21 protein-coding genes and 1 pseudogene are annotated in these 19417 nt (G+C 59.5%); 12 read left to right on the top strand and 10 right to left on the bottom strand.

Annotated elements, in window-relative coordinates; all coding sequences use genetic code 11:
• Positions 1-24: 24 nt before the first annotated feature.
• Together BLS48_RS25665 and BLS48_RS36350 are read right to left on the bottom strand one after the other, a co-directional pair.
• Positions 25-509, bottom strand: a pseudogene (locus tag BLS48_RS25665) (MBL fold metallo-hydrolase); the annotation flags it as partial.
• A gap of 252 nt (positions 510-761) precedes the next feature.
• Positions 762-1097: an A24 family peptidase gene (locus BLS48_RS36350; RefSeq protein ID WP_244529897.1), complete on the bottom strand. Its 336-nt coding sequence runs from the start codon at positions 1095-1097 to the stop codon at positions 762-764.
• 343 nt (positions 1098-1440) lie between these two features.
• Here BLS48_RS36350 and BLS48_RS25655 point away from each other — a divergent pair, with 343 nt between their 5' ends.
• Complete coding sequence (locus BLS48_RS25655) at positions 1441-2166, top strand: phosphatase PAP2 family protein (RefSeq protein WP_167365246.1); 726 nt, start codon at positions 1441-1443, stop codon at positions 2164-2166.
• A 110-nt stretch (positions 2167-2276) separates the two neighbouring features.
• Here the strand turns inward: BLS48_RS25655 and BLS48_RS25650 are convergent, their stop codons facing one another.
• The 6 genes from BLS48_RS25650 to BLS48_RS25620 all read right to left on the bottom strand — a co-directional run bounded on the left by BLS48_RS25650 (position 2277) and on the right by BLS48_RS25620 (position 7719).
• Complete coding sequence (locus tag BLS48_RS25650) at positions 2277-2942, bottom strand: methyltransferase family protein (protein ID WP_091583964.1); 666 nt, start codon at positions 2940-2942, stop codon at positions 2277-2279.
• A gap of 298 nt (positions 2943-3240) precedes the next feature.
• Positions 3241-3780: a prepilin peptidase gene (locus BLS48_RS25640; protein WP_091583880.1), complete on the bottom strand. Its 540-nt coding sequence runs from the start codon at positions 3778-3780 to the stop codon at positions 3241-3243.
• Between the two features lies 1 nt (position 3781).
• Complete coding sequence (locus BLS48_RS25635) at positions 3782-4330, bottom strand: tetratricopeptide repeat protein (protein WP_091583878.1); 549 nt, start codon at positions 4328-4330, stop codon at positions 3782-3784.
• Positions 4331-4384: 54 nt separating this feature from the next.
• Positions 4385-5341: a type II secretion system F family protein gene (locus BLS48_RS25630; protein WP_091583875.1), complete on the bottom strand. Its 957-nt coding sequence runs from the start codon at positions 5339-5341 to the stop codon at positions 4385-4387.
• A gap of 18 nt (positions 5342-5359) precedes the next feature.
• Positions 5360-6331, bottom strand: a complete 972-nt coding sequence (locus BLS48_RS25625) for a type II secretion system F family protein (RefSeq protein ID WP_091583872.1) — start codon at positions 6329-6331, stop codon at positions 5360-5362.
• Positions 6331-7719, bottom strand: coding sequence for a TadA family conjugal transfer-associated ATPase (locus BLS48_RS25620; protein WP_091583869.1), 1389 nt, complete (start codon positions 7717-7719; stop codon positions 6331-6333). Before BLS48_RS25620 ends, BLS48_RS25625 begins: the two co-directional genes overlap by 1 nt.
• Before the next feature lie 529 nt (positions 7720-8248).
• Here BLS48_RS25620 and BLS48_RS25615 point away from each other — a divergent pair.
• From BLS48_RS25615 to BLS48_RS25570, 10 genes are all read left to right on the top strand, one after another.
• Entirely contained in the window at positions 8249-8443 is a 195-nt protein-coding gene (locus BLS48_RS25615) for a Flp family type IVb pilin (RefSeq protein ID WP_091583867.1), read from the top strand.
• 103 nt (positions 8444-8546) lie between these two features.
• On the top strand, positions 8547-9587 hold the full coding sequence (cpaB, locus tag BLS48_RS25610) for a Flp pilus assembly protein CpaB (protein WP_091583864.1): 1041 nt from the start codon (positions 8547-8549) through the stop codon (positions 9585-9587).
• A 53-nt stretch (positions 9588-9640) separates the two neighbouring features.
• Positions 9641-11083 carry a type II and III secretion system protein family protein gene (locus BLS48_RS25605; protein ID WP_091583861.1) on the top strand — a complete coding sequence of 481 codons (1443 nt, stop codon included), beginning with the start codon at positions 9641-9643 and terminating at the stop codon, positions 11081-11083.
• Positions 11070-11363: a hypothetical protein gene (locus BLS48_RS25600; protein WP_091583858.1), complete on the top strand. Its 294-nt coding sequence runs from the start codon at positions 11070-11072 to the stop codon at positions 11361-11363. The genes BLS48_RS25605 and BLS48_RS25600 overlap by 14 nt, the downstream gene beginning before the upstream one ends.
• Before the next feature lie 71 nt (positions 11364-11434).
• A complete protein-coding gene (locus BLS48_RS25595) occupies positions 11435-12895 on the top strand; it encodes a TadE/TadG family type IV pilus assembly protein (protein ID WP_091583856.1) in 1461 nt (486 codons plus the stop codon).
• Positions 12896-12899: 4 nt separating this feature from the next.
• Positions 12900-13397 (top strand): TadE/TadG family type IV pilus assembly protein, encoded by a 498-nt coding sequence (locus tag BLS48_RS25590; RefSeq protein WP_091583853.1) that lies wholly within the window; start codon positions 12900-12902, stop codon positions 13395-13397.
• The gene (locus BLS48_RS25585; protein WP_091583851.1) at positions 13391-14026 is read left to right on the top strand and encodes a TadE/TadG family type IV pilus assembly protein; all 636 of its coding nucleotides are present in this window, start codon (positions 13391-13393) and stop codon (positions 14024-14026) included. The genes BLS48_RS25590 and BLS48_RS25585 overlap by 7 nt, the downstream gene beginning before the upstream one ends.
• Positions 14023-15186, top strand: coding sequence for a CpaE/TadZ family protein (locus BLS48_RS25580; RefSeq protein ID WP_091583848.1), 1164 nt, complete (start codon positions 14023-14025; stop codon positions 15184-15186). Before BLS48_RS25585 ends, BLS48_RS25580 begins: the two co-directional genes overlap by 4 nt.
• Positions 15170-15760: a L,D-transpeptidase gene (locus BLS48_RS25575; protein WP_091583845.1), complete on the top strand. Its 591-nt coding sequence runs from the start codon at positions 15170-15172 to the stop codon at positions 15758-15760. The genes BLS48_RS25580 and BLS48_RS25575 overlap by 17 nt, the downstream gene beginning before the upstream one ends.
• Positions 15757-16329, top strand: a complete 573-nt coding sequence (locus BLS48_RS25570) for a hypothetical protein (RefSeq protein WP_091583842.1) — start codon at positions 15757-15759, stop codon at positions 16327-16329. The genes BLS48_RS25575 and BLS48_RS25570 overlap by 4 nt, the downstream gene beginning before the upstream one ends.
• An 86-nt stretch (positions 16330-16415) precedes the next feature.
• On the opposite strand, the gene BLS48_RS25565 is transcribed toward BLS48_RS25570, so the two are convergent.
• Positions 16416-16976, bottom strand: a complete 561-nt coding sequence (locus BLS48_RS25565; protein ID WP_244529891.1) for a hypothetical protein — start codon at positions 16974-16976, stop codon at positions 16416-16418.
• Between the two features lie 313 nt (positions 16977-17289).
• The gene (locus tag BLS48_RS25555) at positions 17290-17976 is read right to left on the bottom strand and encodes a GntR family transcriptional regulator (RefSeq protein ID WP_091583836.1); all 687 of its coding nucleotides are present in this window, start codon (positions 17974-17976) and stop codon (positions 17290-17292) included.
• Between the two features lie 301 nt (positions 17977-18277).
• On the opposite strand from BLS48_RS25555, the gene BLS48_RS25550 reads away from it, so the two are divergent.
• Complete coding sequence (locus BLS48_RS25550; RefSeq protein ID WP_091583832.1) at positions 18278-19405, top strand: BMP family ABC transporter substrate-binding protein; 1128 nt, start codon at positions 18278-18280, stop codon at positions 19403-19405.
• The last annotated feature ends 12 nt before the right edge of the window (positions 19406-19417 follow it).

Raw genomic sequence — 19417 nt, 5'->3', positions numbered from 1 at the left:
ATCAGATCGAGATTGGTGCTCATCTCAGCCCCACTTCATCTCGCCCTTGGCGACTTTCGAGCCGATATCGAGAGCAACGCCCATGCCGAGGTTGGGGAAGCGGGCCTCCATCGCGGCCTTCAGCGCGGCTGCGTCGGCAGCCTTGGCCAGTTCTTCCTCAAAGGCCAGCAGGTAGGCCTTCGTTTGCTCGACGGCCGAAATATCGGTCGCCGCCTCGGGCGTTATATTAGATGCCCTGGCACGACAATGGTCGGCTTGCGCGCGGCAATCTTGTCGAGATTGGCAATCCAGGCTGTGCGCGCTTCCTTGGTCGGCGTATCGGCCACCCAGACATGCACGCCCGAGAAGATCATGACGCCGCCGAACACCGCCTTGAGCGACGGCACCCAGAGATAGCGCCGATTGGTCAGACCCTCGGCCGCCACGATCTCCACCGTCTGGCCGTCGACGGTTAGTGTGGCGCCATCGAAGGGATCGGGAAGGACGATATCGGTTAGCGTCTGCGACCCAGGTCAACTCGAGAGGAGGCCAGTTTTTGACGAAAGCGAGTATCGACGTGGTGACCGGCGTTGACCAAGCCGGCGCTCAATCCGCTCGCACGATCGCACTCCCGCAGGCTTGGAAGGATATTTGTAGATGCCTGGCTCGCCGGACGCGATCAGGATGAAGTAATCTATCGCGACGTTGGCACCAATCCGTCACCGTTCATGACCCAGGACTGGATTGCCGCCGCTTTCACCAGGCCTGAGGCTCGCCGAGGTTCAGTTGAGCTGATCCAGGATTCGAGAGCTGCTCGCCAGCACCACGGCTTTGTATATCTGGAAGTCTATCGTGCAGATCGTGGCCAGCGAGATGGGCACGCCGAAGGGCACGACACCCTGGCGGTCGAGATGCTGGGTGTAAAGGCGGAATGCGCCTTGCGGCAGCAGCAGTGGGTTTTTCACAACCAGTGCCGTGACGAGAGCAAAAAGCAGCAGCAGTCCGGAAAACACGATGAGATCGCTTCCACCAATCAAAAACGGCACGATCGCCGTCAGCTTGACATCGCCGGCGCCGACCTTGCGCAGCGCCCAGAAAGGGAACAGGGCGACGAACAATACAAGTCGACCAGACAATATACCCCGATATAACTGCCTTTAAGCTTCTCTGAATCATCCTCTTGCGGATATGAACCCGCATGTGCTTTTATTTCAGGGGTGAACGCTAGGCGAAACCTTTTTATTATTGTTGTCGTGGCTACTGCCATCCTGTTCGCGGTGGCGGATTTGATTATGCTGTCGCATGGTTGAAGTTGAACCCAGAGACCTACTCGTACTGGCGAAGACCGTTGCAATAATGTCGGCACTATATGCCGCTGGGTGGGTCGTCACATTTCGACTAAAGTCAGACCACTCGCGGTTGGCCTTGGGGATCACGCGATGCGGCGAAGCTATCAAGAACTTGTCGACGGCACTTGCTTTATTTCTCCCGCTTTTGTTCCTGAACTGCCTGTTCATGTATTTGGCTGCAGCCACGAATAAACCGCTAATGGACTCAAGCTTTGCCTACATTGATGCCGCCCTTGGGTTTGATTGGTTGGCCGCGGTGCGAACCCTGAATTCTTCTTCGATCGTGGCTTCTGTACTTATGTTCAGCTACCATGCGATCGGTCCACTGATGATCGGACTTCTCTTTTTGCTAGCCCTGTCGTCGGACGCCGATGCGCTGATGGAATTCATCGCCATGATCGCAGTGTCGGCGGTCTTCACCGGGTCGATGATGATGGCATTCCCGACCGCTGGCGCTTATGCGTTCTATGCACCATCTCATGAAACATACAGCAATTTCACCGGCATGGGTGGTCTATTGCATCTGCAAACCCTGACCACTTTGCGATCGGGAAGACCATTCGTCTTTCATATCGCAGGAGCAATGGGACTGGTGTCTTTTCCTTCCTTTCATTGTGCACTCGGCATCATTGTCGCATATAGCTACCGACGAATATATTGGCTTGCTGCCGTCGTCGGTGCACTTGTCGCGATCATGATCCCATCGACTATCCCCGAGGGCGGACATCATCTCACCGACGCGATCGCCGGTATTTTGATCGGGCTTGCCTGCATTGCCATAGTCCGCGCCGTTTCAACAAAAAGGCGCCATGCGACTACACTTGTAACGGAGGGATAGCCTGGAATTGGCCCACTAAGCCGGCTGTAACGGCCGATTGCGCCGAGGCCACTGTCGCCATGGCTCCGCACCTTACGAGGTCATGGGAACGGCCCAGATGACGTCATCTATCACTGGCCCGATGCTGGCACTTCCACACGAAGGAAACGCGGGAGAAGCATTGGCACGCGTCGAGCATACTCATCGTACTCGGGGAAGGTCTTCCGAAGGACGGCCTCCTCATTTGTCGCGCGTCGGTACTGCAAAATAAACTGTATTGCACCCAAAGACACCATCAGCACTGAAAAATGCGAAATAATCATCCCGACAACGAACAACGCCTCACAGACGTATAGTGGATGTCGGACAATTGAGTACGGACCTGTGGTAACCAGGCGCCGAGCGGTCGCCATGAGTGAGAAAGAACGTCCCAGCCAATAGAGGCAGAAAGTCGAGCTGGCGGTGCCAATGAAAATCAAGCTGAGAGCCATCACTTGGACCGCCTCGCTTTCCAGCGCGGGTGTCAAGAGCATTGCTAGGAGGATCAGGAATGTTCCGGCCACTGAGGTTACCCTCGGTTCAATTCCTTGAGCTGTTCCCTTGGGGGGAAGGCGGCTGATTGTCATAAGAAGCTGCAACAACAAAAATACTGTTGATGCCACTTGAGTGACGACGGCGAGAGAACTCGCTGAGGTATCCTGGCGGAAATGGAGTAAGAGAGGTACTGCGCTGGAGGTCGCCAAAACCGTCATGACAAAGACGATGGCAACACGACCGAAAAGATCCTCGTTCAACATTTCCGTCCCCTTCCAGGGACACATTGAAGCACCACTTCCGCTATCCAGCAAGAAGATGGTTTGCAAAGAGTTAACGGCTATGCCGCTTCAATTTTTGATTAACCTGACCGGCCTATTATGGCCGAATGCCGAACCTTCTTCCCGCGCTTCGTGTCTTGGCTCCGATCTCTATTGCGATTTCAGCCATCATGATGATCGCGCTTAATCCTCACAGCGCAGCGTTTGCGTTCTGGTTGGCGTTGCCCGTGAATGCCGCTGGATGGCCCGCGCTTCGTACAGCCGAGCGGACTGCCGAGGTTCAGTGAAGCTGATCCAGGATTCCAGAACTGCTCGACAGATACAGACTTTCGTAGAACTGGAAGGCGATGGTGCAGATCGCGGCCATTGAAGTCGGCACGCCGAAAGGCACGACACCCTGGCGGTCAAGATGCTGGGTGTAGAGGCGGAATGCGCTTTGCGGCAGCAGCTGTGGGTTTTTCACGACGAGTGCCGTGACGAGAGCAAAAAGCAGCAGCAGTCCGGAAAACACGATGAGATCGCTGCCGCCGATCAAAAACGGCACGACCGCCATCAGCTTGACGTCGCCGGCGCCAACCTTGCGCAGCGCCCAGAACGGGAAGAGCGCGACGAACAACAGAAGCCCGGCCATGGCGCTCAACCCCATGTCCCACCACGATCCGGACTGAAGCGACAGCAGCAGCAGTGATCCCGCCCCCAGGCAGAGCAGCAGCAGCACGTCCCGATTGGCTATTTTCTGGGTGGTGAAGTCGAACCATGCAATCCATGCCAGCAGAGGGATGGCGAGCGCCTTCAGCAGCAGCGATTCGACAAGCAACATGCTAGCGCTCGATATTCTGCACGCTGGATGACAGCAGCTTCAGATTGTTGGCGACGGTCGGATCGTTGGGCGCCAGTTCATAGGCCTTGAGGAAATTGCTGCGTGCGTCCTGCAGCTTGCCGCGCAGCAGATAGGAATAACCGACATTGTTGTAATATTCGGGCGACGCGCCGACCAGCTTGAAGGCTCGGCCATAGGCTCGGTCGGCAAGGTCGAAGCGGCGGATCCGGTCGCAGGAGGCGGCTAGGCCCATCCACGCGCCGCCATCATTTGGGGCAAGCTGCGTCGCCTTGAAGAACAGCGCACCCGCATTGCCGTAGTTTTCCGCGCGGAACTGGTTCTTGGCCTCCGCGACGGCCTGGTCCGAAGCGTAATATTCGACGTCGCTGACCGTCTTCAGCCCATCGAACGCATCGCCAAAGGACGTTACGTCGCCTTTCGAAGGCTCGTTGGTGCGGACGACACCGCCGGTGGTGTCCGCCCCATTTGTCTGGCAGCCGGCAAGCACCGTCATCAACAGACAGGCTGCGGCTGCGATAGCCCTCTTCATAGTGTACCCCCCGAGGGTCCCCGACCCCACATTAGGACCAAAGCATATACAGAACTAGAAGAAAATGCCCTTCATTCGGATGATAACAGGCAACATGATGACTACCATCACCACCGGAAAGATGCAGAGCCCCAATGGAATCATCATTTTGACCGGCAAGGCGTTGGCTCGCTCTTCGGCGCGCAGAATTCTCTGGCTGCGCATCTCGTCGCTGTAGACCCGCAAAGCGTCCGTCAGGCTCGTGCCAAGTTCCTCAGACTGCCGGAACAGAACCGCCAGCGCTCGGGCCTCGTCGAGGCCGATGCGGTCGGCAAGCTCGCGAAGCGCTTCCCGCAGCGGCTTGCCGGCGCGCAATTGCAGATTCATGATTGAAAGCTGGATGCCCAGCCATTTGTGGGTGCCGGCTATTTCGCTGCCGACTCGTTCGACAGCCGCCTCCAGACTCATGCCCGCATCGGCGCAGGTGATCATCATGTCCATGAAATCGGGAAAGCCGCGTCTGTAGACCTGCTTTTGGGCGCTCTCGAATCTGTCGAGCGCGATACTTGGAATGACGATGCAAGCGAGCCCGAATATAGCGGAACCCGCGAAAGCTATAAATCCAGGCAGTTGGGGCGGCAATATCCGCGACAGGAGTGCATATATCGCCAGAAAACCGAGACAGACCGAGCCAAGGCGCGACAGAGTATAGAAGAGTGGGGCGCTTGACTGATAAAAACCGGCACGAAAGAGCTTCGCGTCCAGGGCGCTGGGTTCTTCCCGCTCCTTCTCGATCGACCGAAAATACGCGTCGACAGGCCGCTGCGCTGCGATCTTTGACAATTGTTCCTGGCCGATGAGTGAGCGGCGATCAGCAACTCCGCCCGCCTCTCCCAATAGGCTTTCTGAAACGAGCTTCCGCGTCTGCAACGCTGGCAAGAAAGTGAGCGCGACGAACAGAAAAAGCGCGACCGCGGCGAGGAATACAGCGATAGAGATCAATAGGCTCAGATTCTGAATATTTGAAAGCAGGTTTATGACTCGCTCCTGTCAAAAATCGAAGTTAACCATTCGATACATGATGAAGTCACCAAGAAGGGCCCAAAGGCCTGAAATCAGAAACACCGGTGTGATCAACGGACTGTCCCATACGGCGCCATAATAGCTTGGCGACACGAGGGAAAGGATTCCGAACATCACCAAAGGGAAAAGCGAAATGATCCAAGCGGACATTCGGCCTTCGGACGAAAGTGCCTTGATCTTCAAACGCAGTGTCTGCCGTTCGCGCAGCACCTTTGACAGATTTGACAGTATTTCGGTGAGGTTGCCGCCTGTCTTGGCTTGAATCGATAGCGACACAGAGAGCAAATGAAGACCTTCGAAGCCGACACGTTGCGAAAGTTTCCGCACTGCATTTTCCAGACTTAGGCCAAAAGTAATTTCGTCGGAAACAATGCCGAATTCAGTGCCGAGCGGATCCGGCATTTCACGAGCGACAAGGCTGATCGCGACGGAAGCCGGATGTCCGGCACGCAGCGAACGGACGATCATTTCGAGTGCATCCGGAAGTTGTTTCGCAAATTTCTGGATCCTCTTATTGCGTGCGCGGCGGAGAACGAGAAGCGGCAGCACAAACCCGATCGCCACAAAAATCATCGCGGAGGACAAAGCGGAAAGGCGCAGAAGAAGAAAGAACAGTAGCGCCAGTCCAAGACCAGCCAGAAGGAACATCGCGGCGAAAGACACCGGATTTCCGGTAATGCCGGATTGCGTATAGAGCCTATTCAGTCCAACCAATCTGAAAAGAAAGTCACCTGAGTTGGTAAGCCCGCGTTCGCGCAGCAATCCTTGTAAGGCCTGTTCGGCCGGGATCTCATCAGCCAATCTCCGTAGCCGGCGATTGATTGTGTTGGTACGGGAGCGACCCTTGATATAGGTGACGTACAGAGCCTCCGCTGCAAGGATGGTCGACGCCGCCGCAAGCACATAGATGAAGTAGAGCAATGACTGGCCGGTGGGCATCAAAGCGGAACCTGCGGATTGAAGGAATCCTTGGCAAAATGGTGGCCGAGCGTCGCCGCCTCCTGCGCAAAGCGAGGACGAACGCCGGTGGCACGAAATTCTCCGACGATGGCACCATCTGTGCCCACGTCACGACGGACGAAATGATAGATTTCCTGCAGCTGGACGACATTGCCTTCCATGCCGGTGATTTCCGATATGGAGGTGACGCGCCTCCCTCCGTCGGAAAGTCGCTGCGTCTGCACGATGATGTCGATCGCTGACGCAATCTGTGCCCGGATCGAGTCATGTGTCATCGGCATGCCGGCCATCCCGACCATCTGTTCTAGCCTGGATATCGCATCGCGCGGCGTGTTGGCATGGATGGTGGTCATCGAGCCTTCATGCCCGGTGTTCATTGCCTGCAGCATGTCGAAGGCTTCTTCGCCGCGCACTTCGCCGACAATGATGCGGTCCGGCCGCATGCGCAGCGCATTCTTCAGCAATTCGCGCTGGCGAACCTCGCCCTTGCCCTCAACGTTGGGCGGTCGCGTCTCCAGCCGGCCGACATGCGGCTGCTGCAATTGAAGTTCTGCCGCATCCTCAATGGTGATCAGCCGTTCCCTGGACGGAATGTAGCTCGACAGCGCGTTCAGCAAGGTCGTCTTGCCGCTGCCTGTGCCGCCGGAAACCAGGATGGACTTGCGTGCTTGGACCGCAATCCGCAGCAGATCGATCATCGGCTGCCTGATCGAGTTGAGCGCCATCAGACGTTCAAGCGAGTACGGATTCTTGGAGAATTTCCGGATCGACACCAGGGGGCCGTCGACCGAGACCGGCCGCACCGCAATGTTGACGCGCGACCCGTCCTCGAGCCGCGCATCGACCATCGGCGCGGATTCATCGACCCGCCTGCCGATCGCAGATACGATCTTGTTGATGACGCGCAGCAGATGCGCCTCGTCGCGGAAACGGACAGAACTCTCCTCGATAACGCCGCGCCGCTCAATGAACACGCGCTTGTGCGTGTTGATCAGAATATCGGAAATCGAATCGTCCTTCAGCAGCGGTTCGATTGGTCCGAGCCCCAGCATCTCGTCGGCGGTGTCGCTGGTCAGCAGATCGAGTTCGCGGGCGTTGAGTGGCACCGCGCGAGCGCGGACGAATTCGCGGACGATCGGCCGGATCTCGTTGAGGATTTCATCTTTCGAGGCCGTTTCGAGCGCGGCCAGATTGAACCTGTCGATCAGATGACGGTGAAGCTCGACCTTGAGCGTCAGGAAATCGTCGTCATGCGATCCGATATCGGCAACCGGAGAAAGGGCTGGAGCAACAGGCAGCACCGCCAGCGGAACTGTCTTTGCCTCAGCCTGCTGCTCACTTGGCCCCTTGATGAAACGCCCCAGCATATTCCCTTATACCCCCTCGGAAGCGCATTAGCAGAAACTAAACGTTAACCACCGGGGGCACAAGCGCCAGGATGCCCTGCGCACAGCCAATACTTTAGACATAGTTAAGAGCCGGATCCGGAAAGTGATTATCTATTTATCTGGCTTCCCGCCCGTCCTCAGCCGATTCCTTCCTGTTTTCCGGATGCGTCCGCCTTTTGTCGTTAGACCTTCAGGATACCTACCTTAAGTCCTTAGATATAAAGGAATATGCATCATAGCTAATGCCTCCCTATTTCCGCCACATCTGCGACGGAATTGTGAACGAATGGTTAAGGAGGGTTGAAAGATGAGACGAATCAATCTCTTGGTAAGGTTTGGGGTCACAGTTTTCTTGCCTGGTCATGTACAGGAAAGTTAAGGAACCCTTAATCCCGTTTGACTCTGCTTTTCGCTGCGACCTAGGATTGAGGTGACGGGGGATGCTTGGGTATGGATTACATCCTTGGCTCGTCTCGTCGGGTTCAAACCTCCAAAGGGAGAAATTATCATGAAGAAGCTCATGACGATGACCCGGCAGTTCCGCGACGACGAAAACGGCGCTGCCATGGTCGAATACTCTATCCTGATTGGGATCATCACGGCAGCCGCGATCGCGACCATCATTGCGGTCGGCGGCTATGTGGGAACTGCATGGACCACGCTGTGCAGCGCGCTGGGGAGCACCTGCGTCGCTCCGACCTGATACTATCTTCGTCTGAAATGGTCAGGTCCGAGGAAATCCCCGGGCCTGACCATATCCCGAACAGAGCACTCGCAGCCGCAATGCTGCAACAGAGGCGAACTCGATGCGCGCCAATACCGTAATCATGGTCATCCTCGCCGGCGTATTCGGTGTGCTGGCAGTGGTGCTTGCCAATATCTGGTTGGCCGGCCAGCGTAGTGCGATGGCGGAGGCGAATGGTACCCAGCGCGACACGGTCGTGGTTGCCGCAATGCCGCTGAAGTTCGGCGACGCGCTGAGCGCAGACAAGCTGCGTGAAATCGCATGGCCGGCGGGCGCGGTTCCAGCCGGTGCCTTCAAGACAACCAAGGAAGCCCTGGCCGGCGATGGCACACGGCAGGCGCTTCAAACAATCAGCGCCAACGAACCGATTCTGGCCAGCAAGATCACTGGCCCCGGCCAGCGCGCCACGCTTTCGGCGGTGCTTGGCGAGGGCATGAAAGCCGTTTCTATCCGTGTCAATGACGTGCTTGGCGTCGCCGGCTTCGTCTTCCCGGGAGATCGCGTCGATGTCCTTTTGACGCGAACCGTGCGTGACAGTGATGGGGCGGACAAGAGTTTTGTCGACGTGCTGCTGCAGAGCATGAAGGTGCTCGCCGTCGACCAGGTCGCTGACGAAAGCAAGGAGAGCCCGACAGTCGTCAAATCGGTGACGCTCGAGGCCAGCACCAAGGATGCGCAAAAATTGACCCTCGCCGCCGGCGCCGGCCAATTGTCTCTGGCGCTTCGGCAGGCTGCGGCCAGCAAGGGCGAGACGACCGAACGTGTGACGCTTTCCGACCTGACCGGCGAAACGCCGGCCGACGTCGCCGCCCGGCAGGCCGAACTCGACAAGAAGGCAGCGGCGGAAGCGGAGGCCGCGGCCGAACGCAAGCGCGCCGACGACAAGCTCGCCGGTTTGACCCAGGCCGTGGAACAGGTGGGAACCCGTCTCGACCAGTTGAGCAAGGTGAAGCCGGCTCCGGCCGTGGCGTCGGCGCCGGAAGTGCACGAGGTCGTCAAGGAAGTGGTCAAATATGTACAGCCCGAGCCGCCGGCACGGGCGACGGTCGGCGTTTTTCGGGGCGTGAAGCTCGAGACATATGACGTTCCACGGCAACCATGACAAACGCGGCGACATGAATTCGGCTGCCACCGGCAGCGATTGGGGAGACGGGGATGCAGGGGTTCTGGGTGAGGGCGGCGACAGCGCTGTCCTGTATGGTGGCGCTACTGCACACGAGCCTCGCGGCTGAGGCGGCCGACCGTTTCATCGACGTGTCGAACCCCAGCGTCCATCGCGTTTTCCTGCCGATGTCGCAATCCGTGACCATCCAGGTGAATGCCAATCTGGGCGATATCGTCGTTGGTGACGAGAAGATCGCCGACGCCCAGCCGATGACCGACCGCACGCTCTATGTCATCGGCAAGGGCGCCGGCACCACCACGGTCAATCTGTTTTCTACCGACAAGCGCTCGCTCGGCGTCATCCAGATCGAGGTCGGCGTCGACGTCAGCGACATGGCGGCGGCGATCCGCCAGGTGGCGCCAAGGTCTCGTATCGAAATCGGCTCGATCAACGGCAGGGTCAGGCTTGGCGGCCATGTCAAGGATGGCGCCACGCTGGCGGCAATCATGGAAGTGGCGCAGCAATACGGTCCCGACGCCATCATCAACTCCGTCACTGTCGACGATAGCCAACAGGTCAATCTCGAAGTGCGCGTTTTGGAAGCCAAGCGCAACGCCGGCCGCGATCTCGGCGTGTCAATCAAAAGCACGAACAGCGATGGCACCACCAAAGTCGGAACCGGAATCGCCACCGTCGACAGTAAAGGCGCAGTACTCGGATCCGGCACTTTGCTCAGCGGCCTCCTATCCAATTCCACTCCGTTCGGCGCACTGCTTACCCGCGTCATCGACAGCAACATCAAAGTTGATTTGTACATCGAGGCGCTCGAGGCCAAGGGCGTGGTGCGCACGCTCGCGAACCCCAATCTCACCACGCTTTCCGGTGAGCAGGCCAGCTTCAACGCGGGAGGCCAGGTCCCAATCCGCAGCGTCGACAAGGATGGCCTGATACAGATCGATTACAAGCAATTCGGCGTCAATCTGGTGTTCACGCCGGTCGTGCTCGACGACGGGAAGATCCACATGCGGCTGGCGCCGGATGTCAGCGACCTGACCGGCTTCACCACCGCCGGCGACCCGATCTTCACCAATCGCAAGCTGGAAACCGTCGTCGAACTGCGCGATGGCCAGAGCTTCGCGGTCGGCGGACTTCTGTCCAGCAAGACCACCAAGCTGCAGAACCAGGTGCCGTGGCTCGGCCAGGTGCCGATCATCGGCACACTGTTTCGCAATTCGAGCAACCAGAAGGAAGAGACCGAACTGGTGGTTATCGTCACGCCGCACATCGTGCGGCCGGTGAAGCCTGGCGAGCAACTGGCGACGCCGTTCGACAAGACACGGCCCGCCAACGATCCCGAATTTTTCGTGCTTGGTCAGCTCGAAGTGAACAAGGACATGATCCGAAAATATGAAACGGGCGACGGCGTCACCGGCCCCTATGGCCACATGCTCGACTTCAAATCGAAGGACAAGATGCTCTATGTCAAGAAATAGCGCCTTGATCCTCATTGTGTGCGCCGGTGCGTTGTCAGGCTGCGCCGCCGACTATCTGAACCACTACGATTCGGTGACTTTGGCCGCAGGCGACACGCAGAAGTACAATTCGCTGCTGCAGACGGTAGATCCGCTCAATCCGGCCTCCCGGAACACACACATCGAAGGCGACGGAACGCGCGCCGCCGCTATTGCCCACAACTACAAATTCCCACCGCCGCCGCCACCACCGCCGGCGATCACGGTCAATGTCGGCGGGTCGGGTGTGACGGCGCAGTGAACTGAACGGAAGGATGCGGAGGGCGCCGGGCAAGCGAGGGGCCCTGGCGCAAGGAAGCAGAGAGTAGGGTCATGTTGGGGACCATGCGTGCCTTCTGGAACGATCAACGCGGTATAGCGATGATCCTCGTCGCCATCATGCTGCCCGTGCTTGTCGGCTTCGCATTGCTGGCCATCGATATGAGCCGGGCCAACGGACTGCACAATGACATGCAGAAGGGCGCCGATGCGTTCGCGCTTGCCATGGCGGCAGAGCTGGACGGCAACCCCGATGCGATCACCCGGGCCAATCGGGCACGCGACAATCTCCTCGCCAACGCCAACGCCAACACGACAAAATTCTCCACCTCGGGCAATCACCTACTTGGCCCGGCTGACCTGACCGTGACATATCTGAGTGGGATACCCGCTGACGACAGTATCGCGCTCAACGCCGCGGGTGTCGACGCCAATGGCCACGATTGGAGCACCACCGACCCCAAGGTGGCAAAATTCGCAGAAGTGACGGTGAACCCAACCGCTTTCGCGGCGATCTTTCCGGCAAGCTTTCTTGGCGGCAGCAATGGCTTCAACGTGCAGACGCAGGCCGTGGCGGGATTCACCAACGCGCTGTGCCAGTTCACGCCAATGTTCATCTGCAACCCTTACGCCAATATTGGCGCCTTGCAGACAGCGCTGTCTGGAACCAAGAAGCCGATGATCTGGCTGAAGGAACAGCAAGGCGGCGCCAGCGCCCAGTACGGTCCGGGCAACTACGGATTCCTGTCGTCACCAGAGGGCGACAAAAATACGGCTGCGATCACCGAAATGTTCGCGGTCACAAATCCACCCGCCTGCTATGACCAGAGCGGGGTGACGACCCGGCCAGGCAACATTCCTCCGGTGGATGCTGGTATCAATACCCGCTTCGACATTTACGACAATGGCGGGCCCTACAAGACCGATCCGTCCATCAATCCGCCCGCGCCGAATGTGCGAAAGGGAATGGTCGTCTCAAACGCGGGCAAGAACAACTGCAGCTACAGCGCGCCCAACAGCGGGCAAGCAAAAAACTACAAGGCGTTGCCCAGGGACAATTGCTTTACCTCTGGAACTTGCGCGCAGGCGGGCGTGCTCGGCGATGGCAACTGGGACTTCGCGGGGTATTGGTCCGTCAACCACGGCAATGCAAGCACTGCCGGGGTCACAACCTCCTGCGGCGCAAGCCCGAGCCGATACTGTGTCTATAAATATGAGATCAACAATCCGACTTTGAAGAGCGGCCAGGAGGCGACAGCGCCGCAGTGCAACACGACGACGCAAGGGGCAGACAGGCGGCTGCTCTATGTCGCGATCATCGACTGCACGGCAAACTCGGTCAAAGGCGGCGGCCAGACCTTGCCGGTTCAGGCCTTTGGCAGCGTGTTCATCACAGAGCCGGCGGGCGGGGCACCTAATGCCGACATCTACGGCGAGATGCAGGATATCAGCACCCTGGTCGGCCAAGGCACGCTGAAGAAGCTTCAGCGCAACGAAGCTCAATTGTATCGGTAACGCCATGTTCATCGCGCTCAGGCAATTCATCCGGCGGTTCCACGGCGACGAGCAAGGCGCCGCCCTGGTGGAAACGGCCATCGCGGCCCCCTTCGTGCTGCTGCTGTCGGCGGGCGTCTTCGAATTCTCCAACATACTTAATACCCGCCTGCTGCTCGAGGCCGGCGTCGAGGATGGTGCGCGCTACATGGCGCGCTGCAACGACAGCAGTTGGGCCAATTGCGTTTTGTATGGAACGAACCTCGCGGTGAATGGCTCGATTACGGGCGGTAGCGCAAGGGTTCCCAACTGGACGACGCCGCAGGTGACGGTCACCGTGAGCCATACGGCTGCTGTAGACGCCGCCACCGGAACCGAGCTTTATCTCAGCAGCACCGCCAATGTGGATGTCGTCAAGGTCAGCACGTCTGTACCCTACAATGGTATCGGGCTCTGGGGCTATCTGGGTTTCGGAACCCTCAACATAACGGCATCGCATCAGGAGCGCGTCTTCGGATGGTGAGGGCACGCATCGGGTTTGGCTCGGACCAGTCCGGCGCAACGATGGTCGAAATGGCCATCGTCATGCCGTTGCTGCTGACCCTTCTGCTCGGCTTTGTCGACTTCGGCTATGCCTTCTACCAGTGGAACGCGGCCAACAAGGCGGTACAGATGGGCGCCAGGCTGGCGCAGATTTCAACACCGGTCGCCAGTGGACTTGCCCTGGAGGCGAAGACACCCAGTGATGCGACGCTGGTTGGAACCGCCGTGCCGGCCAACACATACAACTACATATGCACGGCCAACACCGCAGGTGCCGTGTCTTGCGTTTGCGGAACAGGCGCCACCTGCCAGAGCCTTGCCGCTAGCCAGGCTTCCTTCGATTTCATCTATACAGGCAGCAGCGGTCGCGCCGGAATGCAGAAATTCCTGCCGAACCTGAAGAAATCCGAGGTCAGGATACAGTATCAGGCCTCTGGCCTCGGCTACTGGACGCGCCCGAATGGGCCGGTACCGACCATCACGGTCAGCATCACCAATCATCCCTTTCAGTTCTTCTTTCTGGGCGGACTGCTCGGATTCGGAAACATCACCATGCCCTCCATGCTGAGCACGGTCACGGGCGAAGACTTGAAGAGCACCTTCCCATGAATGCCATCAACACCAAGGTTACACCGACCAAGCGAAAGCAGGTGGCGCTGTTCTCGTCGGATCCGAATTTCAAGCGCGATGTGGCGACGCGGCTCGATGCGCTGGCGATCTACGACGTCAGGGTTTCCGAGACGGACGACTTTCTCAAGGGGCCGCCGGTGGACACGCGCCCGGGCATCGTCATCCTCGATCTCGGCAATGGCGCACTGCTTGGTAGGCCCGGCATCGTCGAAGCGCGCGCGCTTTGGGCGACCGTGCCGCTGATCGCGGTGTCCGACGAGCTGACCTCGGAACAGACGCGCGTGCTGGTGCGCATGAACGCCTCGGACTGGCTGCACAAGCCGCTCGACGGAAAGGAACTGCTCAACGCGGTGACCTTCCACGACACCGGCAACCAGGGCACCAAGAGCCGGATCATCACCTTCATAAGCGCCAGCGGCGGCGCGGGCGCCACGACGCTGGCGCTGTCGGCGGCCGAACACCTCGCCTCGAAATCGTCCGAACGCGCGGCTTCGACCTGCCTCGTCGATCTCGATTTCCAGAGCGCCAATTGCGGCGCCTACCTCAATCTGTTCAACCAGTTCGATCTGGCCGGCATCATCGGCCAGCCGGAACGGCTCGATGTCGAGCTGATGGATGTCATCAAGCTTTCGCGCCCGTCCGGCCTCACCCTCTATGCGTTCGAGAGGCCGCAACTGCCGTTCGAGCCGCACGGCAGCGATTTCGTCTTCCGGCTGCTGGACCTCGTCGCCTACCGCTTCGACGACATCATCATCGACCTGCCCAATCTCGAAACGCCCTGGCACAATTCCGTGCTTTCGACGAGCGACGAAATCTTCATCGTGTTCGAGCTCAATGTCGCGTCGCTGCGTCAGGGCAAGCGGCTCTACAAGAAGATCCGCGAGCTGCGCGGCAATGCGGTCAGCATCACGCTCGTCGCCAACAAGCACAAGCGCAAATGGTTCGGGAACCACTTTTCGCGCAGCGAACTCGAGAAGATATTCAAGGCGCCGCACATCAAGTCGGTCGCGCTGGACAACGCCCTTCTGAGCGATGCGCTGAACAGGGCCATCCTGCCCTCCGAGGTGGATGGGCGCGCGCGCTTCAACAAGGATCTGAAGCGGATGTTCAAAGAGCGGCTCGATGACGCTGCCCGATAGATATCGGATCGCCCCGGGGCTGGCGGGCGCCTGCGTGCTGGGCCTGGCGCTGGCGCTGTCGGCCCAGGACTTCGCCAGCGCGCGATCGGGACTTGCGGACCGGCCGCCGCTGCCTGCGATGGGCCCTAGCCTGCGCAAGGCCGTTCCCTTCGCAACCACCGAGCAGCTGGGAACGATCATCATCCGCAAGAATGAGAAGGCGCTTTACCTGGTGACCCGCCAGGGCCAGGCGCTTCGCTACCAGATCAGCGTCGGACGTGACGGATTTGGCTGGACCGGGGTCGTGAAGGTAGGGGCAAAAACGGAATGGCCGCAATGGCGCCCGCCCAGGGAAATGCGCGCTCGTCAGCCGGAATTGCCGGAGCTGGTGCCCTCGGGTCCCTACAACCCGCTGGGCGCAAGGGCGCTCTATTTGCTTCGGGACGGACGAGACACGCTCTATCGCATCCACGGCACCAATGATCCTTCAGGCGTGGGTTTCGATGGCACATCCGGCTGTTTTCGCCTTACCAACACGGATGTGATCGATCTTTTCAAGCGCGTGCCGATAGGCACCAAGGTGGTGGTTCAATGACGACGATCAGTGATCCGCACGTGCCGACCATAGCCGAGCAGCTCGAACCGCAACTGCTCGACCGCGACAAAAGCAGATACCGGCTGGCTGTAGCGGTCGGCGTCGGACTGACCTTGTTTGCCGTGCTGAATGTAACGGCCGCCGTCTTTCTCTACCGAGGGATCACCGACCTGCGCATCGTGGAGGGGCGTCTCGAGGAACTCGGATCGTTCGAGCAGCGGATCGGTGCCCGGCTTGATACGGTCAACAACGGCTTTCAAAGCCGGTTTGAAAGGCTGGACGGCCAACTGCAAGGCCGTTTCAACGAGCTCAACGGCACCATGGCCCGCCTGGAACAAAACCTTCCCTTGGCTGGCGACGCAGGCATCTCTGGCGCGAGGGAACCCGTCATCATGACGACTACCGTGGCGGAAGCCTCTTCCAACACCGAAGTCGCGGTCGAACCCACTGATGTCGATACGCCACGGCCGCCCAAGAGGCGCATTGCCACCGCGCCTCCCGCTCCAAACCCCGCCTACCAGCGAACGGAAACGCCGGAGGGCAAAGTGTATTATCGCAAGATCAATTAGGGACCGCGGGCGTGGAAGCAGGCGAAATCGGCGCTCTCCGGATACGCCTGCCGCGATGCCGCAATTAAAGCGCGTCGCGACGGGCTTTAGAGGTCCCGCTTCAAAGCCACGAGACGCACGGCCAGAGCTTCTGCTCTCTGTCGGGTTTCGCGAAGAAACGCCACATGACAGTAAGCGCAGGCCGCAAAGCCCAAGGTCAGCACGAGGCTGTTCTCCCAGGTGAAATCGACCATCAGCGAGAATGGGAAACCGTCGGGCGCCGTGAATGCGGCAATCGTGCTCGCCGTTTCCGAATGGCCGCCGACGGCGATCATCAGCCCGGCGAAAAGCAGCGCCATGTGATTGGCAAGGAAGAAGAACGCGGCCGACTTTCTCGTGCGGCACGCCATCCAGAAGACGATCGATGCGGCGACCAGGATCGCGGCGTCAACGGCCATCGAACCACCCAGGTAAAGATCGACCTGCTGCCAGAACATCGTCGCCAATGGACGCAGTTCAAGCCAAACCCACCACATGGCAGGACTGGCCGGATAGGTTCCAAGCAGGAGCGTCGCTATTCGCTCTGCTGCCAGAATCAAAAGCACGAACGCAGGAAAAGCGAAGAGTAATATCGACTTGCGCTTCATGTCATCCTCGACGATCTGCATCCATCATGGACCGAAGAGATTGCGCGAGGCTTAACGGGAAGCCGCTACTGCTTGGGCCAGTCAGGTTCACCAAGGACGTCGAAAACAGGAAATATGACAACTGGATCGGGAGCTCGGCCGGTGTTGCCTTGTTCGTCTCCGACAAGAATGAACCGGCTGATGTCGCCATTCACGTGCGAGCGAGCGTCGCAATTGGTCGGAGAGCAACTGCTCACGGGTTGGAAGGCCGTTGCTCTTCGCGCCAAATCCCGCCGTTCCGGGAGCTTGGCTCTATCTTCGGCGCTATGTGGCGCCACTGAAGTCAGACGGATTGTCAGCCTGATGTAACGGACGTCGTGCTTGCGGCGTTGGGTTGGTCGCCGGCGGCGAAGACGGCGCTCGCCTCGCTGACGATGGAGACGTGGTCGCGCGCGGCCTTGCCGGCGGCAGCGCCGTCGCCGCGCAGGATCGCGGTGACGATGGCGTCATGCTCCTGCCAGGATTTGGCCAGTCGTCCGGCAAGCCTGAACTGGGCACGGCGGAAGGGCGCGAGCCGGCTGCGGGTCGTCGCGGTCAGCTCCTGGATGTGCGTGCTGTGGGCGCCGCGATAGAGCCGGCTGTGGAACTCGGTGTTGAAGTATTCATAGTCTTCCTCGGCACCCAGCCGCACCAGCCGGGCCGAGGCCTGGTGCTCGGTCTCGAGCGCGCGGCGCTCGCTGCCGGTCATGCGTTCGGCGCAGAAGCGCGCGCATATGCCTTCCAGCTCGGCCATGCTTTCGAACATCGCGGTGAGGTGCTCCTGCGTGACGACGGCGACGATGGCGCCCCTGTTGGGTCGCCGCTCGACGAGGCCCATGGCGCTGAGCTGGCCGAGCGCCTCGCGCACCGGCGTGCGTGAAACCTCGAAGCGGACGGCAAGTGAAACCTCGTCGAGTTTTTCGCCGGGACGCAGCACGCCGGTGACGATGCGGTCGCCGATCGCCCTCACCATCTGATCGACGGTCGTGCCGGACCGGATCAAGCTACGCTTCCCCGACAAATCTGCCTCGCCTCCCGTGCTTCGGCGTTCCTGAAATCAGCGGCCGACCGGAGCTACCCGACTCGGCCCGCACCTCTATGCCTATGTTTTAGTCTCCCTGTCAAACTGGCTGTTTTAAAGGCAAAAAGTGCATGCAATTGCCTCCGAGTTGTGCAGGTCGCATTGCCTCCATCATTGATTTTATTAAAGAAATCTCTCTATTGGAATTGGCACAGCGATTGCATGCACTTTCTTGAGAAGGCGTCAACCGACCCGGAAAGGGTCCTACAGGGGAGCATTTTACATGACCGACCGATTCATGCTTAGCCGCCGCCAGCTGCTCAAGACATCCGCTGCCGGAGCCGCATTCGGGCTCGCCTCCGCGGCCTTTCCCATCTCGAGGGCCCTGGCCGCAACCGCGACGGTCGGGTTCATCTATGTCGGCCCGAAGGACGACTACGGCTACAACCAGGCGCATGCCGAGGGCGCCGCGGCGCTGAAGGGTATCGAGGGCATCACCGTCGTCGAGGAGGAGAACGTGCCGGAAACGGTCGATGTCCAGAAGACGATGGAATCGATGATCAATCTCGACGGCGCGTCACTGGTCTTCCCGACCTCCTTCGGCTATTTCGACCCCCACATGCTGGCCATGTGCGCGAAATTCCCCGACGTGCAGTTCCGCCATTGCGGCGGCATGTGGGACAAGGCCAAGCACCCGATGAATGCCGGCTCCTATTTCGGCTATATCGGCATGGGTCAGTATCTCAACGGCGTCGTCGCCGGCCACACCTCGAAGACCAAGAAGCTCGGCTTCGTCGCCGCCAAGCCCATTCCGCAGGTGCTGCTCAACATCAACTCCTTCCTGCTCGGCGCGCGCTCGGTCGATCCGACCATCACCTGCCAGGTCATCTTCACCGGCGAATGGTCGCTGGCGGTCAAGGAGGCGGAAGCCACCAACGCGCTGGTCGACCAGGGCGCCGATGTCATCACCTGCCATGTCGACAGCCCGAAAGTGGTGGTCGAGACGGCCGCCGGGCGCGGCGCCTTCGTCTGCGGCTACCACGCCAACCAGAGCCCGCTGGCCCCGGAAAAATACCTCACCGGCGCGGAATGGAACTGGGCCAAGGTCTACAAGATGTTCGTCGACGACCTTGTCGCCGGCACGCCGCTGCCCAACTTCACCCGCGGCGGCCTGGCCGACGGTTTCGTCAAGATGAGCCCGCTCGGTCCCGCCGTCGGCGAGCCGGCGCGCAAGCAGTTCGACGCCACGCTGGCTGAAATGATGAAGGGCGGCTTCGCCGTCATCAAGGGACCGCTGAAAAGCAACAAGGGCGCGGTCGTCGCCACCGCGGGCCAGGCCTTCCCCGAAAACGCGATCGAGCTCGAAAGCATGGACTATCTGGTCGAGGGCGTCGTCGGCTCGACCGCCTGATCTGAAGGGGGG

The sequence above is a fragment of the Mesorhizobium qingshengii genome, from assembly GCF_900103325.1.
Classification (GTDB): domain Bacteria; phylum Pseudomonadota; class Alphaproteobacteria; order Rhizobiales; family Rhizobiaceae; genus Mesorhizobium; species Mesorhizobium qingshengii.
The sequence above is the reverse complement of the archived record's forward strand: the minus strand, read 5'-3'. Positions and strand labels throughout refer to the sequence as shown.

Bases quoted from the DNA above. Each gene is read 5' to 3' on its own strand.
- BLS48_RS25640 (WP_091583880.1), bottom strand. From the start codon at position 3,780: ATGTTGCTTGTCGAATCGCTGCTGCTGAAGGCGCTCGCCATCCCTCTG.
- BLS48_RS25635 (WP_091583878.1), bottom strand. From the start codon at position 4,330: ATGAAGAGGGCTATCGCAGCCGCAGCCTGTCTGTTGATGACGGTGCTT.
- BLS48_RS25605 (WP_091583861.1), top strand. From the start codon at position 9,641: ATGCAGGGGTTCTGGGTGAGGGCGGCGACAGCGCTGTCCTGTATGGTG.
- BLS48_RS25590 (WP_091583853.1), top strand. From the start codon at position 12,900: ATGTTCATCGCGCTCAGGCAATTCATCCGGCGGTTCCACGGCGACGAG.
- BLS48_RS25620 (WP_091583869.1), bottom strand. From the start codon at position 7,719: ATGCTGGGGCGTTTCATCAAGGGGCCAAGTGAGCAGCAGGCTGAGGCA.
- BLS48_RS25625 (WP_091583872.1), bottom strand. From the start codon at position 6,331: ATGCCCACCGGCCAGTCATTGCTCTACTTCATCTATGTGCTTGCGGCG.
- BLS48_RS25650 (WP_091583964.1), bottom strand. From the start codon at position 2,942: ATGTTGAACGAGGATCTTTTCGGTCGTGTTGCCATCGTCTTTGTCATG.
- BLS48_RS25570 (WP_091583842.1), top strand. From the start codon at position 15,757: ATGACGACGATCAGTGATCCGCACGTGCCGACCATAGCCGAGCAGCTC.
- BLS48_RS25600 (WP_091583858.1), top strand. From the start codon at position 11,070: ATGTCAAGAAATAGCGCCTTGATCCTCATTGTGTGCGCCGGTGCGTTG.
- BLS48_RS25595 (WP_091583856.1), top strand. From the start codon at position 11,435: ATGTTGGGGACCATGCGTGCCTTCTGGAACGATCAACGCGGTATAGCG.
- BLS48_RS25575 (WP_091583845.1), top strand. From the start codon at position 15,170: ATGACGCTGCCCGATAGATATCGGATCGCCCCGGGGCTGGCGGGCGCC.
- BLS48_RS25585 (WP_091583851.1), top strand. From the start codon at position 13,391: ATGGTGAGGGCACGCATCGGGTTTGGCTCGGACCAGTCCGGCGCAACG.
- BLS48_RS25580 (WP_091583848.1), top strand. From the start codon at position 14,023: ATGAATGCCATCAACACCAAGGTTACACCGACCAAGCGAAAGCAGGTG.
- BLS48_RS25615 (WP_091583867.1), top strand. From the start codon at position 8,249: ATGAAGAAGCTCATGACGATGACCCGGCAGTTCCGCGACGACGAAAAC.
- cpaB (WP_091583864.1), top strand. From the start codon at position 8,547: ATGCGCGCCAATACCGTAATCATGGTCATCCTCGCCGGCGTATTCGGT.
- BLS48_RS25550 (WP_091583832.1), top strand. From the start codon at position 18,278: ATGACCGACCGATTCATGCTTAGCCGCCGCCAGCTGCTCAAGACATCC.
- BLS48_RS25565 (WP_244529891.1), bottom strand. From the start codon at position 16,976: ATGCAGATCGTCGAGGATGACATGAAGCGCAAGTCGATATTACTCTTC.